Source organism: Rhodoferax sp. GW821-FHT07G04 (assembly GCF_059418585.1).
Genome location: NZ_JBWKQD010000002.1, coordinates 673,503 through 689,415, shown reverse-complemented (window position 1 = coordinate 689,415; position 15,913 = coordinate 673,503). Strand labels below are relative to the sequence as shown.

The 15,913-nt window shown below is 63.5% G+C and carries 12 protein-coding genes; 2 read left to right on the top strand and 10 right to left on the bottom strand.

All coding sequences use genetic code 11. From position 1 onward, the window contains the following. Positions 1–16 precede the first annotated feature (16 nt). From AC07OO_RS12345 to AC07OO_RS12325, 5 genes are all read right to left on the bottom strand, one after another. Positions 17–928 carry a FecR domain-containing protein gene (locus AC07OO_RS12345; protein ID WP_495082404.1) on the bottom strand — a complete coding sequence of 304 codons (912 nt, stop codon included), beginning with the start codon at positions 926–928 and terminating at the stop codon, positions 17–19. Next, positions 900–2,969 carry a two-partner secretion domain-containing protein gene (locus AC07OO_RS12340; protein WP_495082403.1) on the bottom strand — a complete coding sequence of 690 codons (2,070 nt, stop codon included), beginning with the start codon at positions 2,967–2,969 and terminating at the stop codon, positions 900–902. Before AC07OO_RS12340 ends, AC07OO_RS12345 begins: the two co-directional genes overlap by 29 nt. A gap of 12 nt (positions 2,970–2,981) precedes the next feature. Continuing rightward, positions 2,982–4,574 carry a ShlB/FhaC/HecB family hemolysin secretion/activation protein gene (locus AC07OO_RS12335; protein WP_495082402.1) on the bottom strand — a complete coding sequence of 531 codons (1,593 nt, stop codon included), beginning with the start codon at positions 4,572–4,574 and terminating at the stop codon, positions 2,982–2,984. Positions 4,575–4,725: 151 nt separating this feature from the next. Then, a complete protein-coding gene (locus AC07OO_RS12330) occupies positions 4,726–5,205 on the bottom strand; it encodes a TfoX/Sxy family protein (RefSeq protein ID WP_495082401.1) in 480 nt (159 codons plus the stop codon). A gap of 10 nt (positions 5,206–5,215) precedes the next feature. After that, entirely contained in the window at positions 5,216–6,175 is a 960-nt protein-coding gene (locus AC07OO_RS12325; protein ID WP_495082400.1) for a DUF6279 family lipoprotein, read from the bottom strand. A gap of 70 nt (positions 6,176–6,245) precedes the next feature. Here AC07OO_RS12325 and glmU point away from each other — a divergent pair, with 70 nt between their 5' ends. Together glmU and AC07OO_RS12315 are read left to right on the top strand one after the other, a co-directional pair. Further along, positions 6,246–7,628, top strand: a complete 1,383-nt coding sequence (gene glmU / locus AC07OO_RS12320; protein WP_495082399.1) for a bifunctional UDP-N-acetylglucosamine diphosphorylase/glucosamine-1-phosphate N-acetyltransferase GlmU — start codon at positions 6,246–6,248, stop codon at positions 7,626–7,628. Between the two features lie 19 nt (positions 7,629–7,647). Next, the gene (locus AC07OO_RS12315; RefSeq protein ID WP_495082398.1) at positions 7,648–8,397 is read left to right on the top strand and encodes a sensor histidine kinase; all 750 of its coding nucleotides are present in this window, start codon (positions 7,648–7,650) and stop codon (positions 8,395–8,397) included. A 12-nt stretch (positions 8,398–8,409) separates the two neighbouring features. Here AC07OO_RS12315 and AC07OO_RS12310 read toward each other — a convergent pair whose 3' ends face one another. The 5 genes from AC07OO_RS12310 to AC07OO_RS12290 all read right to left on the bottom strand — a co-directional run bounded on the left by AC07OO_RS12310 (position 8,410) and on the right by AC07OO_RS12290 (position 15,873). Further along, positions 8,410–9,456 (bottom strand): glycosyltransferase, encoded by a 1,047-nt coding sequence (locus tag AC07OO_RS12310; RefSeq protein WP_495082397.1) that lies wholly within the window; start codon positions 9,454–9,456, stop codon positions 8,410–8,412. A 29-nt stretch (positions 9,457–9,485) separates the two neighbouring features. Beyond that, positions 9,486–10,358: a FecR family protein gene (locus tag AC07OO_RS12305; RefSeq protein WP_495082396.1), complete on the bottom strand. Its 873-nt coding sequence runs from the start codon at positions 10,356–10,358 to the stop codon at positions 9,486–9,488. Positions 10,359–10,377: 19 nt separating this feature from the next. Then, the gene (locus AC07OO_RS12300; RefSeq protein ID WP_495082395.1) at positions 10,378–11,763 is read right to left on the bottom strand and encodes a tetratricopeptide repeat protein; all 1,386 of its coding nucleotides are present in this window, start codon (positions 11,761–11,763) and stop codon (positions 10,378–10,380) included. Positions 11,764–11,878: 115 nt separating this feature from the next. Then, entirely contained in the window at positions 11,879–12,778 is a 900-nt protein-coding gene (locus AC07OO_RS12295) for an SDR family oxidoreductase (protein ID WP_495082394.1), read from the bottom strand. Next, positions 12,775–15,873 (bottom strand): tetratricopeptide repeat protein, encoded by a 3,099-nt coding sequence (locus AC07OO_RS12290; RefSeq protein WP_495082393.1) that lies wholly within the window; start codon positions 15,871–15,873, stop codon positions 12,775–12,777. The genes AC07OO_RS12295 and AC07OO_RS12290 overlap by 4 nt, the downstream gene beginning before the upstream one ends. Positions 15,874–15,913: the final 40 nt, after the last annotated feature.

The window sequence follows — 15,913 nt, the reverse complement described above, 5'->3', positions numbered from 1 at the left end:
GCCCGACTGCAGTCAACTAGCGCACTTCGCAGTCAACCGTCTTGGGCTTGCTGGACGAAGAACTGCTTTGCGGGCCGGTAGACGACTGGAAGGCCGGCGGTGGGGTGAATTGGATGCCCGGATTCTTGGGCACGACCACCGGCGGCTGCACAATGCTGCCCGTGAATCCAAACTGGCCTGCCGCAAACTGTTGCACACCGCCGCGGTTGGACAGCTGGATCAATCCATCTATGACATGCACATACAGCCCCGGTGCCAAGGCGCCTGTGGGTGTGGGTGGGGTCAGCTGTGCCAGCACCTGGGGCGCACCCCAGTTCTGGGGCAATGAAAGCAAGGGGGCATCTGTGCGGTAGGCAGACTCCGCCGCCGCCAGTTGAAACCCGGGGTAGCGGGCTGCCATCTGTTTGGCATTCAGGCCGGCAAATTTGGACTCGGTAAATGGCGCAACCACATATTCCGCAATAAAGCGCGTGCCGGCCTTGCGGTCCAGTGTCACCGAGGCAGCGGGCTCCAACAGGCTGGGCATGACCAGGCGGATGTTCTCGGGCTTGGGTCGCGCCGCACCACCCGTGGTGATTTGTACGCTGCCCCTGGCCAGGCCGAAAACGGTGTCCAAGTTCTGCGCATTGCCGGCATTGAAGACCAGCACCTCGATCTTGAGCTGGGTGTCGGGCTTGAGCGTGACCTCGCTGTCGTCCGCGAACTTGAGCTGCGCATAGGTGTTTTTCTCGGTGACCAGGGTGTCGCCCTGCTCCACAAAGGAGTTCAGCGCGATGGCCTTGACGCTGCCATCGGCGCGCTGGAGCATCAGCGGGCCGGTGACCTGGGTCACGGTACCCACGGCGGTGCCGGCCAGCGCCGGCGCAGCGCACAGCGCGACCAGGCAAAAGCCCAGGCTGCTAATTGCAATACATTTTTTTGGCTGCATCATCATTTTTTACTCCGACTTTGTCATTGGAGGCGACCTCTTTCTTGTCATCCTTCTTGTCCTCTTTCTTGGTGGCATCGGCCTTGGTGTCTGAAGCGGTTGAGGCGGTGCCGGACCCTGTGGACCCACCGCTGGCACTGCTGCTTCCACCGCCCGATGTGCTTGGCGGCGACACGGGGGGCGGGGTTACCACACCGTTGGTACGGCTTACCGTGTTGATGATATTGACCGTTGCGTTCAGCGCCTGGTTGACGGGCGAGATGCTCGCGGTGGGCGACAGCTGCACACAGGCGGGCAGAGTGGGGGAGGCCACGCAAAGGTCCACTGGTGGCAGCACCACGGAGCAGCCTGCCAGGGCGGGCGAAGCCGCGCAGGCAGACAAGGAAGGCAAGACCACGCTGCAGCCTGCCAGCGTGGGTGCGGCTGTGCAGGCGACCAAACTGGGGAGTACGGCACTGCAGCCGGCTGTATTGGGTGCGGCAATGCAGCCCGCCAGTGTGGGCAAGACCGCAGTACAACCGGTCGCGATAGGGGCTGCTACGCAGGTACTCAGACTGGGCAGCACGACGCTGCAACCGGCCACCGTCGGTGTTGCGGTACATACGCTGAGGCTAGGCAATATGGCGCTGCAGCCCGCAGTCGAGGGCGCACTGATGCAGACGTTCAGGCTGGGCAACACAGCGTTGCAACCCGGCAGGGAGGGCGTGGCGATGCAGCTTGCCAAGTTGGGCAGCACGACGCTGCAACCGGCCGCCGCCGGTGTTGCGGCACAGGTGCTCAGGCTGGGCAGTACGGCACCGCAACCAGCAGCCGTTGGGGCGGCGATGCATGCGCTGATGCTGGGCAGAACCGCACTACAGCCGCTCAGTGTGGGCGTGGCGACGCAGGCGCTGAGTGTGGGCAGCACGGCGGTGCAGCCGGTGGTGGATGGCGACGCGATGCAGGTGGCCAAGGTGGGTAGCACGACGCTGCATCCCGGCAAAAAGGACTCTGCAATACAACTGGCCAAGCTGGGCAGTACGGTGTTGCATAGTGCCAGGCTGGGGTTGGCAATGCACTGTTCCAATGTGGGTGTTTCGCTGACCTGCTGCGCCGTAGTCCTCTTGCGCGTGACGGTCAGCGCACCGCCGCCGGGGTCGACGGTACCGGCTACCGTCACCTGCTCCCCGCTGATGGCAATATCGCCGCCGCTGGTGCTGGTGGTGCTCCCGGCTTCCAGTACCGCGTCGCCGCTGGCTTTGAAAACGATATTGCCGTTCTCGCCACGCACTGCGCTGCTGGCATTGACCACGCCACGCTGGCGCACCAGCGCACCGTAGATGCCGATCTTGCCGCCCTGGGCCACGATGCTGCCCACATTGAGCGCCTGGTCATTGGCCGCACTGACCACGACGCGCATGTTGGGGTCTGATGTGTCGGCGATTTGCACGCTGTGGCCCGCGGCCAGCAGCACGTCGCCGCCGGGGCTGTTGATCAGGCCGCTATTCGTGACATTGGGCGCAATCAGGTAGACCTGCCCGCCGCTGGGGGTATTGATGCTGCCCTGGTTGTGCACGGCACCGCTGCTGCCGTCGCCGGTGAAGTTGAGCCTGCCGGCTGCAAAATCTTCGTTGCTGAGCTTGAGGCTGGAGGCCACCAGGCCGTTGACGTCGACCCGTGCGCCCGTGCCAAAGACGATGCCATTGGGGTTGATCAGGAAAACCTTGCCATTGGACTGCAACGCGCCCAGGATTTGCGACGGGTCTTGCCCCACGATGCGGTTGAGCACCGCGCTCTGGCTGGTCTGCTGCACAAAGCGCGTCAGTTCATCCGCACCAATGGAGAAACTTTGCCAGTTGATGACGGCGCCCGGTGTGGTGGTCACCACCAATTGGTTGCCGGTGGTGACCATGCTCGCCTGGCCACTGGCGACCTGGGCGCCTGTGGGGTTGGCCCATGCAGGACCGACCAGACCCGAGAGGGCGGTGGCGCAGGCCGCCAGTAGCGCAATGCCTCGGTTCAGGCGGTGGATGCGGCGTGGTGGTGTGGTGTTGGTGTTCATGGTGGCCTTGCCTCAATACGCCAGGTTCATCTTCAGGTGAACCCGGGTGCTGCCCTTGGATTGCGTGTCGCTGTCCGTCAATGCTTGTCCCACATCCATTTGCGCCGACAGGTGCTTGCCTGCGTTGAGGCGCACGCCCAGGCCCACGCTGCTCAGGTTAGCGTCTTTGCGCTCGCCGGGCAAGGCGTTGTTATGGGTCAGTGTGGCGGCGTCATAGAAGGCCAGGACGCGGCATTGCACGGCCGATGGCGCAGCGCTGCCGCACAGGGCCGGGGAGTAAACCTCGAGATTGAAGGCATGGCCCTGATCGTCCGACAGTGCGCGTTCGCTGTAGCCACGGACCGATGTGGCACCGCCGGCGCCAAACTGCTCGCCGGGGACCAGGGCGTCCCGGCTGATCTGGCCGTTGAGCATCACGCGCAGTTGCCAGTCGGAGGCCCACTGCTGTGAGTGGCTCACGCCGTAGCGCAGCAGGCTGTAGCTGGTGGATGCGCCGGCGCGGTTGGCGGTAAAGTCGGACGCGTCGCCATTGTTGCCGCCGGGGAGATTGCGCACACCCATCAGGTAGTAATTGGTGAGGCCGGCAGCATGTGTCCAGTCACCGGCATACAGAGCGCTGACGGGACGCACGGTGACGTCATGGCCCAGTTGCACGCCCTGGAAGCCCAGGTTGTTCTGAAAGGCCTTTTGCTCCAGACCCATCGAGATGCGGGACGTATAGCTGGCGTTACGTGGCAGGTTGTGGGTGTAGCGCCCACCCAGCACAGTGCCCTTGCCGCGGACCTGCAGGTTGAAGGCACCGGCCGATACCGTGCCCGAGTCCACATCGGAATAGCTGCCATAGAAGTCCAGCGCATCGCCCCAGGCGTACAGCGGTATGTGGTAGCCCAGGCCATACACACCCACGCGGCTGGGTTGCTCCACGGTGGTGGTGTATTGCAGGCTCAGCGTATGGTCCCAGCCTGCGACGTTGAAGTGCTGGAACTGGGTCGTCAACTGGGTCTTGCCGGTGGCGTCGCTGCCGGCGTTGTCGAGCGAAAGGCCGATCATCCAGGGTTTGTCATCAACCACCTGCAGCGTGGCATCCACTTCGTCGTCATTGGGCGCGCTTTGCAAGGCGATCGTGGTTTTTTTGGCCGGGTTCTCGTTGGACAGGCGCAGGCTATTGGATACCTGGGTGATCAGCGGTGGCTGGCCTTCGACCAACCCCGGCACGCTATGGCGGATGTTGGCGTTGTCAAAGTGCTGGTTGCCGACGATCTGCACCTTGCGCAGGCGGGTCTCGGTGACCACCAGGCGCACCGTACCCTGGTTCAGCTCCTGTTCGGGCAGGCTGACCCGCACCAGGGTCAGGCCCCGTGCACGGTAGGCGTTCTCCAACGACTCCATCGCGTTTTGCACGTCGCTGAAATGGCGTGCCGTACCCGTGAATGGGGCCAGCAGTTGCGCAATGGAGGCAGCGCCCAATTGGGTGTCGCCCGCCACGTCGAAGCGCGCAATCGCAAAGGAGGCAACCGCATCACCGGGCGATGGCGCCGCGGCTGACAGGCCCCCAAGCAATGACAGAACGCAGCCAACAAGGCCTTTTGTACACATGGTTTTCATGTTTTCTTATGGGTCAGGTTGTGGGGCACATCCATGCCAATTCCATGGTGTTGCATGCTGGTGGGCATGGTAACCCGTTTAGCTTTTGGCGGGGCGATTGTTTGGCACCGTTTCGGGTGTGGTGTAGGGGCGTGTTGCGCCCATGAAGCGCCTATCGCGGTTTCTTCGCAACCGCCGTCTTGCGGGCGGGGTTGAGGGTCTTGGGCTTTTGCTCGGCCTTGCGCGGGGCGGCGGTTTTGCGGACCGTCTTGCGCACAGGCTTGGCGGCTTTGGCGCTGACGGCGGCCTGCAGTGCCAGGCGGGCCCAGGGTGCCATGGCGTGGGGCGCGTCCATGGCCTCTTCGGGGGCACTGTAGTAGTTCATGCCGCGCGACACGGGTTCACCGTCTTTGGTGGAAGCATAGGTAAAGCGTCGGCCGCCAGCGGCCTCCCAGCGGGGAATGTCTTCCTCGCTGGCCTTGAGCCACAGCTTCTCGCCATCTCCCAGGTCGGCAATGATGGCAATGGTGAGACCGTCGGTGCTGATGCCGAAGCCGCCGAACATGCGCTTGGCGACACAGGGACCGGCGCTGGACAGCAGTTCACAGCAGTACAGGGCGAAGTCGGAGGCAGGGGCAGTCTTGGTAGCCATAGGTCTGTGATCAAAGCGGATTGGACGCCGCAGCCGGTGACGCAGCGCCGGATGGCGGCGTGGCCTGGCCTTGCGGCAGTTGGTTGGACAGGGCGCGGGCATCGCCCTCGTAGTCGCGCAGGGTTTGCAGCAGGCGCGTGCGCTGGCTGGCGTTGCTGCTGTTGTGCAGGGCGGCCATGGCGGCGCAGCTCTCGTTGGTGATCAGGTCGATGTATTGGCGGTAGGCGGGGTCGGGTGCCCGCATCGTGCGCTCCAGCAGGCCGCGTATCTCGGCCGTGGCCTGGGCGGGTGGCACGCGGGTGGTGCGCAGGCTGTTGAGCACCTGGACGGCATCCTGCTGGCGGCGCAGCATCTCCTTGTGCTGGCGCGGGCCGTCGAAGCTGGAGGTGTCGATGTAGGCCCGCACGATGGCTATCTGCGCGGGCTCCAACCGGCCGTAGAAGGATTCGGCGCGCTCAATGATCTGCTTGGCCCGACGGTCGCTGCGTTCGGCCACAGTGCCTTCCAGCCATTCCTCGCGCCACTTCTTGTCGCGCTTGTCGAACTCGCGGTTGATACTGTCGATCTGTGTGGTCTGCAGCGTGGGTGCAATAGCTGCGATGGAGGGGGCCACGCGGTCCAGCGGGGCCTGCACGCGCACTTGCAGGTGGGTCACCATCTGGCAGACCTGGGCCGGCGTGACCGGTTTGGGCGCCATGGTCTGCAGGTCTTTGAGTGTCTGTATCAACAGCGGCAGTTCTTCCTTGCGGTGCCAGTCCTGCGCGCTTTGCAGGTCGGCCTTGAGGCGCAGGCTTTGCTCGCCGTCGAAATCAAAATAGCTGTCCAGCCACCAGTAGGCCAGCATGGGTGCATTGTTGTAGCCCAAACGCACGGCGCTGCATCCCGCCAAGGCTAGCATGGCCAGCACCGCACCGATAATGGGCACTGAGCGAATGGCGCGACGCGCAATAGACGGCATTGAAAGGGACATGCAGGTGACTTCCGAATTACAGGTTCACACAAACACAGCGTTGGAGCAACAGGCAATCGATGTGGTCATTATGGCGGCCGGAAAGGGCACGCGGATGAAGAGCCGCCTGCCCAAGGTGCTGCACCCGCTGGCTGGACGCCCGCTGCTGCGCCATGTGCTGGACACGGCCCAGGCCTTGCAGGCGCGCAAAGCGGTTGTCATCACCGGGCACGGTGCTATAGAAGTTGAAGCGGAATGTGCAATGGATACGAGGGCTATAGCCCAGTTTTTCATAAGCACGGTGCGCCAGGAGCCGCAGTTGGGCACGGGCCATGCCGTGCAGCAGGCCCTGCCGGTGCTGGATGACGATGGCGTCGTGCTGGTGCTGTCGGGTGACGTGCCGCTGACGCAGCCCGACACGCTGCGCCACCTGCTGGCGGCCAGCGCTGGCAGCAAGCTGGCGTTGCTGACCTTGGAGATGGCTGACCCCAGCGGCTACGGGCGTATCGTGCGGTCCGGCGATGGCACGGTGCAGGCCATCGTCGAGCACAAGGACGCTTCGCCCGAGCAGCGGGCCATCACCGAAATCTACAGCGGCATCATGGCAGTGCCTGCCCACCAGTTGAAGCGCTGGTTGGCCCGGCTCGACAACCAAAACGCCCAGGGCGAGTACTACCTCACCGATGTTGTGAAGTTTGCAGTGGCCGATGGCGTGGCTGTGGTGGCGCACAAGATTGACGATGCCTTGCAGGTAGCGGGCGTCAACAGCCCGGTGCAACTGGCCCAGTTGGAGCGGGCCTACCAATTGCGGCAAGCGCAGCGCTTGATGGAAGACGGTGTGCGTCTGGCCGACCCCGCGCGCATTGATGTACGTGGCGTGCTGCAGTGCGCGCAGGACGTGAGCATCGACGTGAACTGCGTGTTTGAGGGTCAGGTCGTGCTGGGCGAGGGCGTGTCCATAGGCGCGAACTGCGTCATTGCCAATGCCACCATTGAAGCCGGTGCGGTCATCCACCCCTTCACCCATATTGACGGCGAGAAGCTGGGCGCCACGGTGGGGGCTGGTTCGCTGATCGGACCCTTTGCCCGCCTGCGCCCCGGCGCGCGCCTGGGGGCGGATGTGCACATCGGCAATTTTGTTGAGGTGAAGAATTCCACGCTGGCGAAAGGCGCCAAGGCCAACCATTTGGCCTATTTGGGCGACGCCACGGTGGGTGAGCGGGTCAATTACGGTGCGGGCTCCATTACCGCCAACTACGACGGCGCCAACAAGCACCGCACCGTGATTGAGGCCGATGTACACGTGGGTAGTAACTGCGTGCTGGTGGCCCCGGTTACGCTGGGGGCGGGCGGTACCGTGGGCGGGGGCTCCACCATCACCAAGAACACCGAGCCTGGAGCGCTGAGCGTGGCGCGGGGCAAGCAGGTCAGCATCGCCAACTGGTCGCGCCCCACCAAGGCGCCCAAGGTCTGATACCGGGCTTGTTGTGACCATGGCCGAACCCTCTTCGCACGATTCCGAGACCCGCATCGCCGCGCTGGAGGCCGAATTGGCCGCCGTGCGTGCCGAGATGCAACATTTCACCTACGCGGTTTCGCACGACCTGCGCGCACCGCTGCGCCACATCGTGTCCTATGCGCAACTGGTGCGCGAAGACGCAGGCCCGGTGTTGAATGCCGAGGTGCTGGAATTCCTGGGCACCATCACCGATTCGGCCCGCCATATGGGCGTGCTGCTGGACGGCCTGTTGGCCCTGTCGCGCGTGGGCACGGCGCCCATGGAGATGACGGCGGTTGCGCTGCAGGATCTGGTGGCAGATATCTGCCTGGATCTGGCGGCACAGCACCCGCAGCGCGCCATCACCTGGCGTGTTGCCGATGACCTGCCGGTGGTGCAAGCCGATGCCGCCTTGCTGCGCCAGGCCGTGGCGCAAGTGCTGGCCAATGCCGTGAAGTTCAGCGCCCCCCGCGAGCAGGCGGTCATAGCCATCACGCACACGGTGGACCCGCAGGGTGGCTGGGTCGCGCTGCAGGTGCAGGACAACGGCGTGGGCTACAACCCTGCGCTGCAAGGCCAACTGTTCCGCGTATTTGGCCGCCTGCACAGTGCCAACCAATTCCCCGGCATCGGTGTGGGCCTGGTGTTGGCCCAAAAGAGCCTGCAGCGCATGGGAGGCAGCGTGGTCACCGACGGAGTGGTCGACGCCGGGTGTACCGTGCAACTGCGCCTGCAGCGGGGATAGCCCCTGGCCGGCTTAGGACACGGCGGCGTGGGCGGCTAATGCCGCTACAAAGCGGCCCAGTATCACGGGTGAGGCCGCAGTCTGGAAGGCCTGGTGCCGCGCCTGTTCCGATAACTGGTCGTAGTGTGCGGATGGCGTGTAGGCCGAGCGCAGGGCCTCTTCCCACTGGGCTATGGGCGCATGCGCATCGACCAGAACGCCGCCGGCCCCCACGGTGTCGGGCAGGGCGCCACGCCGACTGGCGACGACGGGAATGGCGTTGATCTGGGCTTCCACCACGGTGCGGCCATAGGCCTCTTCCCATAGGCTGGGCATCAGCAGCGTGCGGGAGCGCGCGTACACAGCGCGCATGTCGCTGGTGGGGGCGCACCAATCGATGTTGGGCAGTGTGGCGGCGCGCTGCAGGCAGTAGGCGCGCCACTGCGGGTCCAGCCCCCAGCTCTCTGAGACCAGGAAGGGAATGTCGGGGCAGGCAGCGGCCAGCGCAAACAGGATCTCCACGCCCTTGATCGGTGTGGGGTTGACAAACAGCACCCGGTCGCCGGGGGTATGTTTGTTGGCGACGAAGTAGCGTTCGGGCAGCACCAGCGGCGGCACCACGGTGCTGGTGATGCCGCACAGCGCGTGCCAGCGTTGTGCCGTGAATTCGGAGTTGCTCAGGTACAGCACGGCGGGGTCTGGTACCAGCGTGCCGCCTAATTGGTGGGTCTCCACATTGTGCAAATACACCGCGGTGGGTTTTCCCGTCTCCAGCGCGGCCACCACCATGGGCAACAGCGTGGTGCCGCTTTGTACGACGATGATGGATGGGTTCCAACTGGCGGCTACCAGGGCCAGGTCCTGGATCGGATGGGCCACACGAAACACCGGGTAGCCCAGGTGCTCATCACATTGGGGTCGTGTGGATTGGCCCGGCGCTGCATGCTCGCGCAAACCGCACAGCACAGCGACCTGGGCGCCCATGCCGGCCAGGGCCGTGCACAGGTCGTCGGTGGTGGTTTGCAGCCCGCCTATGACGTCGGGAAGGTGTGGATAGAGCGATGCAAAAAGTACCCGCATGCAGTGGTGGTCGTCGTGGCTGTTTGGCGTCAGGATTGGACCTGGACTGCGTTGTTGCCCAGCATGGTGCGCAAGCCACTGCCAGGATTGTTGGTGTTGGTGTCGGTATTGACCACTTGCGTGCGGTCCGGCGCAAGCGTCGTGCCCGAGGATTTCTCTCCGGTTGGGCGGTCATTGGTGCTGACCAGCGGTGATGTACCGTTACCGTTACCGATGCCAGAGCCTGCGGTGGGGCTGGGGGTGAATACGCCGCCCAGTCCGCTGAAGTGGGAAGGAGGGAAAACGCCGATCAAACCCTGCGAGCTGCTCGCCGCGCCGTAGCCGGGCCGTGTGATGACCTCCATCTTTGGGTCATTGACTGCGGTAAATTGCATGTTCTCACCGAAGAGAAACTGTGCTGAGGTCTTGTCTGGTTCACTCATGACCTGGGTGATGCCGCCGCGTATGCCAATGGTCGCCGTGGGGGTCCGTATGGCTACAGCGTTCTTGCCGGTTGATGTCGTGAATTTGCTGATGAACCCACCCACGGCTCGTAACGAACCCTTGAGCAGGCTGATGGCGATATTGCCGCGTTGAACCTCGGGTTGGAAGACAAATTCGTCAATGACGACTTCCGAGTTGGGGCCCAATGTCATCGATGATCGGTCCATGAACAGGATGTGGACCACCCCCGTGCTGTCGGTGCGGAACCGCTCGCCAAAGGCAATGCCATTGCCCACATAAACAATCCGTTCGTTGCTGACCGACAGCGCGCCGGCCCGTACCCCGGACGCGATACCTACCTGCCCCGCTGGCGCGGCGGCATGGGCTGCGGGTGCCAGCAGGCCGGTTGCGGTGGCTGCAGCGGCAGCCACCCACCAGTCGTTGATATCCAGGGGTGGTGGAGGGGGTGGTGGGGGCATAGCGTTCTCCTGCCGAGTATCAATACTTCCAAACCACACCCACCGTGCCGGCGGTGTTGGTATTGGTGTAGTTGGGAATATTGGAGGGTGTGTTGAGGTAGTCCAACTGCACCTGTATGGATACATCACGCGAGACGGGCATGACCTGAACCACAGACCAGCGCCACTCGGTGTCTTTGCGAACCGTGCGCGCATCCACATTGGGGTCGGCGCCACGGTAGTCCCGCTGCTGCGCGTTGACGGACAGCGTGGTCGTCCATGAAAACTCTTTGGTGGCGGTAGGCGCCGGGTAGATCATCGTGTAAGCCGCCTTGGCCAATGGGCCCTTGTAGGCGGTGTATGGCGCATTGCCATCGAAGTCGACATAACCCAACTCTGCCGAGAAGAAGCGGCCAGCGGCGACTTCTACCGTGGTGAATAGCTTCAGCGCCTGGCGGGAGCCGCCCAGCACCGCGGACGTTGCAATGTCATTGCGAGAGTTAAACGACTGGCGGCTGTTTTCATAGTTGCCGCCCCACAGCACCCTTTCGGAGGCCTGGTAGTTGCCATCGAGGCCCCATCCCCCTGCGTTGTAATAGGAGTTGCCATTGGCGGACGCACTGCCAAAGATCACATGGGGGCGCAGCGTCAAGCCCGGTGTGGTCAGGCGCATGGGTTTGAAACGCAGCCCCGTGCTGCCGGCGATGAGCGCCATGTCAAAGGGCTTGGAGGAGCCCGCTGCCTCGGTGTTGTAGCTTCCGACCGAGCTGTAGTGGTTGGCAAAGGCCACCAGCGATGTGACCAGGGATGCCTCGTTCTGCCGCTCAAAATCCAGCACATGGTTCAGTGTGGCCCAGACGTGCATGTCCGTGTCCGCCTTGGGACCAGCCTCTTTGCCACGTGCCACCAGAGTGCCTTGGTAGTACACCGGGTCATTGTCTGATGCCAGTGTGGGATTGCTCTGCGCGCGCAGGCCCAGCATGACGCTGCCGGACAGCTGTGACACTTGGTTGCGCTTTTGTACATCGCGCAACAAAGATTCTGCATAGCGCTTCTGCTGCGCATCGAGCCGCGGGTCTGCGATGGCAGCGCGCACATAGCCTTCTGACGCGGCGTAGGAACCCAGCCGGTAGTACAAAACGGCCAACTCCAGATTGATGTTGGGCGGCGGATCAGGCGCGATCAACAGGCTCTCCAGTGCCGCGATGCCGCCTTCGAAATTGCCGGACCGTACCAAGAGACTGGCGTATTTGGTATGCACGTCCACAGCACCGGGCTTGGCCAGCACTTCCTGGAAGGCCTGCTCCAACTCTTGCGGAGTGGGTGTCGTGGCATTCTGTGCCAACGCTGGCACCGTGATTGCCGACAGACAAAACGCAATCGGCGCGAAGCGTTTGGCCAAAAGGGATGTCTTTTTGTCAATCATGGTGTGAATTCCGGAAAGAATTGCCGCGGCGCTGGGCGGGAGTGTGCTCCCAGCACGGCGGATTTGTCCAGTGCCGTTGCAATATAGCAGTTCCATCTTTTTGTCCACGGGCAGTTCACACCGCAGGGTAGTAATCTTGCAGGTAGGCTTGAAGTGCGAGTTTCCAGTGCCGCATGCGGTTGAGCTGGCGCAGCGTGAGCTGGGCGTTGACCAGGCACTCGTACGGCGGGCGCACGGCGAAATAGGCCTCGCTGAAATGGCTGGACGGCACTTCGGTGATGGATACGGTATCTGCCAGGCCCCTGAACTCCAATATGGCACGGGCCACTTCGACCCGGCTGGTCGGTCCTTCGCAGGCCATGTTGTAGACGCCCCAGTATTGGCTCTCCAGCAAGGCCTTTACGTTGTGGGCAAAGTCCCGGGTGTAGGTGGGTGAGCCGAACTTGTCATTGACCACCTTCAGTTCGGTGGCGCCGTCCGCCAACTGCTGCATGATTTTTTGCACGAACTTCTTGTCCTTGGCTGGACCGCCGCCCATCATCCAGCCGCCACGGCATACCAGATGCTGGGGCACGTTTTCGCGTACGAACAGTTCGCCTGCGTATTTGGAGCGGGCGTAGCAACTCTGGGGGTTGGGCGTGTCCCAGTCGTCGAATGCTTCCTTGTGTCCGTCGAAGATGCCTGCTGTGCTGATATAGAGCAGCGGGATGCCTAGTGTGTTGGCGATATGGGCCGCATTTTCTGTGCCCACGGCATTGGTTCGCCAGGCGTTGTCGGGGTTGCGCTCGCAATCCTCCATGTCCGTACAGGCGGCCAGGTGGAACAGGTAGTCGGGGCGGAACTCGGCAACGTCTTGGTGGTAGGCCTTTTGGTCGCGCACATCCGCGTAGCTCAGCCAGGGGGCATTGACGTCGATGTCGGTGCCACGCACCACGTGGTCGGGGCTGAAGACATGGTGAAACGCCTCACCCAGCATGCCGCCACAACCCGAAATGTAGATTCGTTTGCCCGTCATGCCGGTTGCTGTCGGTTGGCCAGGACCTCCTGCGCATACCGATGCAGGAAACGGCCCAGTACCGAGTCGCTTGTCTTGGCGTTGGGCAGGTAGTTGGTCAACCGGTCCGGTTGCTTGGGGTTGAAGCGGCTCACGTGCATCAGCTTAACAGGCGATCCACAGAAATGCAGTTGGCCGGAGGGCCCCTCTTCGGTGAAGTCGTGCTCGGAGCGTATCCGCCACGGTCCGACGTTCAGCCCCCAGTCTCGGCTGGTTTGCACGTTCTGGAAGAAGGACGGCGCCAGATCTATCCATTTTTGGTCCGTGAACACGCCATGCTCTGGCGCGTCATAGGCGTAGTGGCTGGCGCGATCGGCCCACCAGTCCAGAAAGCGCAATGCGTCGCCATGGGTGCCCACGCCCACCAGACCGGCGTTGTAGACGCCGACGCGCAGCATGCCCAGTTCTTCGACGGAGCGTCCCCCGTCAAAAGGGTGCAGCAGATGGGGGGTCAGGAATACGGAAAAGTCCGGGTCTACCGGCAGCGCGGGACTGAGCGCGCCCATGAGGTAGGTATCGGCGTCGAGGTAAATGACCGGGCGGCCTGTGGCACGCGCCACGTAGCGCATCAGAAAGGGCTTGAGAGTGCAGCACAGCTCCAGGATGTTGTAGCGATCCACCATGTCCTGCCAAGCTGCGGGGTCGATGACATCGCCAATCCGCACGGGAATGGTGCCGGGCGGGAGCAGCGTGGTGTCGTCCGAATCGATCAGCAGCAGATATACGGCGCCGGAAAAATGCCGGTGTGCTGACGCCGCCAAGGTCCGCAAGATCGGGAGATGGCTTTTGGTGGAAAAGCTGCACAGGGCGTAGTCGTACTGGGCACCGGGGCTTGGAGCGGGTTGGGGCTCGACGTGGGTCACCGGTGCGGTGGCCGGCTGCTGGCTCGGTGGTCGGAAATCCAGCAGATACTCTTTCATCCGCCAATTGATTTGCTCACCCACAATGCGCCTGCGCAGGTAGACCGCTTCGGGCCATTCGCGGCGCAGCTTCAGGGCCTCGCGGATGGCGTGCAAGGCCTCGGTGAAATGCTCGGCGCTGCGCAGGGCCTCGGCCAGCCCGTACCAGGCGGCTGCATCCTGCGCACCATTGCGTGTGGCAGCGGTGAAGGCCTGTATGGCATCGTCCTTGCGGTCATCTGCAATACAGACCCAGCCCAGTTGGCGGTAGGCGCCACCAGTGTTTTCAGGGTCAAGATCCAGCGCTTTCTGCAATGCCGCTCGGGCTTCCTGCAGGCGGTCCTGGCGAGCGCGCACTTGGGCCAGGGCGCGCCAGGCCGCGGCAGATTGCGGGCTGCGGTCAATGGCCTTTTGCGCATGCTCGGCCGCTGCCTGCAAGTCACCACAGCTTTCGCATACGAGCGCGGCCAGAATGTCACTGCTGGCAGCCACGGGTGCCAACTCCAGCACGCGTGCGGCGGCGTTCCTTGCGGTGCGTAGGTCCCCCGTCTCCAGCGCCAGCCAACCGGTCTGTTGCCACACCTCGGGCAGCGCCGGTGCCAGACGTCGCGCCCGGGCCAGTGCGCGCAGGGCCATGCCGGGCTTTTTCTGCTGGTTGAAGACCAATGCCAGCAGATGCCAGTGAGCACCTGATGCGGGTTGCCGCTTGAGTAGGCGATGGCAGGCCGCATGGGCTTCGTCCACGCGGCGCAGATCCAGCAGCAGCAGGACTTGCAGACGCAGCAGATCGACGGTATCGGGCGAGCGCTTCAGGCCGTCTTCCAGTACCTGGAGTGCTTCTGTGTACTGCCTCTGTCTTTGCAAAGCAGTCACCAGCAGGCTGCGCACCTCGGTGTGCTCAGGGTGCAGCGCCAGCGCGTCCTGGAGTTGTGCAACCGCCGCGTCCCGCGAGGTGGGTTCCTGGTCCAAACGGATGCGGGCCTGCAGCAGCTGCGCATCCAGCCAGTCGCTGCGCAACTGCACCGCATGCTGGATGGACGTCAGCGCCGCGCCGAATTGTTCGGCGGCATGCTGCGCCTGGGCCAAGCCGTACCAGGCCGAGGCGTCGTTCGCGTTGGTCTCGATAGCGGCGGTGAAGGCTGTTGCGGCCGCACCGAAGCGGTGTTCGGCGATATGGATCCAGCCCAGCTCTCTCTGCGTGTCGCCGCTGTGGTGTGGATCCAGGTCGAGCACGGTCTGCAGGGCCTGTGCCGCCTCCGTCGTGCGCCCCTGTTTCAGGCGCACCTGTGCAAAGGCCCGCCAAGCCTCGGTCGACTGCGGGGCCAGCGCGATGGCCTTTTCTGCATGACTGTCTGCGGCCGGTAGGTTGCCGTTCTGCGCGTGCACCAAGGCCGCCAAGCTATGGCTGGCTGCGTCGTCGGCTGCCCGCTCCAGCAAGTGCTCCATGGTTTTGCGTGCCGCATCCATGCGGTTCAGTTCGAGCAATAGACGGACCCGCTGTTGCAACAGCGTTGGGGCATGCGGTGACAGTGCCAAACCATCAGACACCAGTGCCAGCGCTTCGTCTTTTCGATTGAGCTGCTGAAGCACGGTCGCCAGATGGCAGCGGGCTTCAGTGTTCTCAGGCTGCAGGGCCAGGGCTTCTGCCAGCGGCACGGCCGCCTCTTGCCACTTCTTTTGCGCCAGCAAGATCCAGCCCAGTTGGGCCAGGCGATTCGGCTGCGTCTTGATAGCCAATGCTTGGCGGGCATAGCGTGCGGCTTCTTCCAGGCGCCCCTGGTCGCTCAGTACCCAGGCCAGCGATACCGCAGCCTCGTCTAGCGTGGGGTCGAACGTGACCGCCGTCAACAGAGCCAAGCTGGCTTGGTCTGTGCGGTGCTCGTGTTGATGGACCAGACCGAGGTACCAATGCAAAGGCGCATATTCAGGGTGGCGCCCAATGGCCGACACCAGCAGAGCCTCCGCGTCGGCAATGGAACCGGCCGACAGCAAAAACCACCCTAGCGCCGCATGGGCGTTGGGATGGCTATGGGAAGCATGCTCGATGATGTGGCGCGTGATCCGTATCGCATCGTCCAGGCGGCCTTGGTCGAAGCAAGTCCAGGCACTTGCGAGGCTGGTGTCTGCTGCTGCATCAAGGGGCTGGGTCGCTGGCATCACAGGCCAGTGTAAATTAACTCAGCTGAGTTGCGCGGGC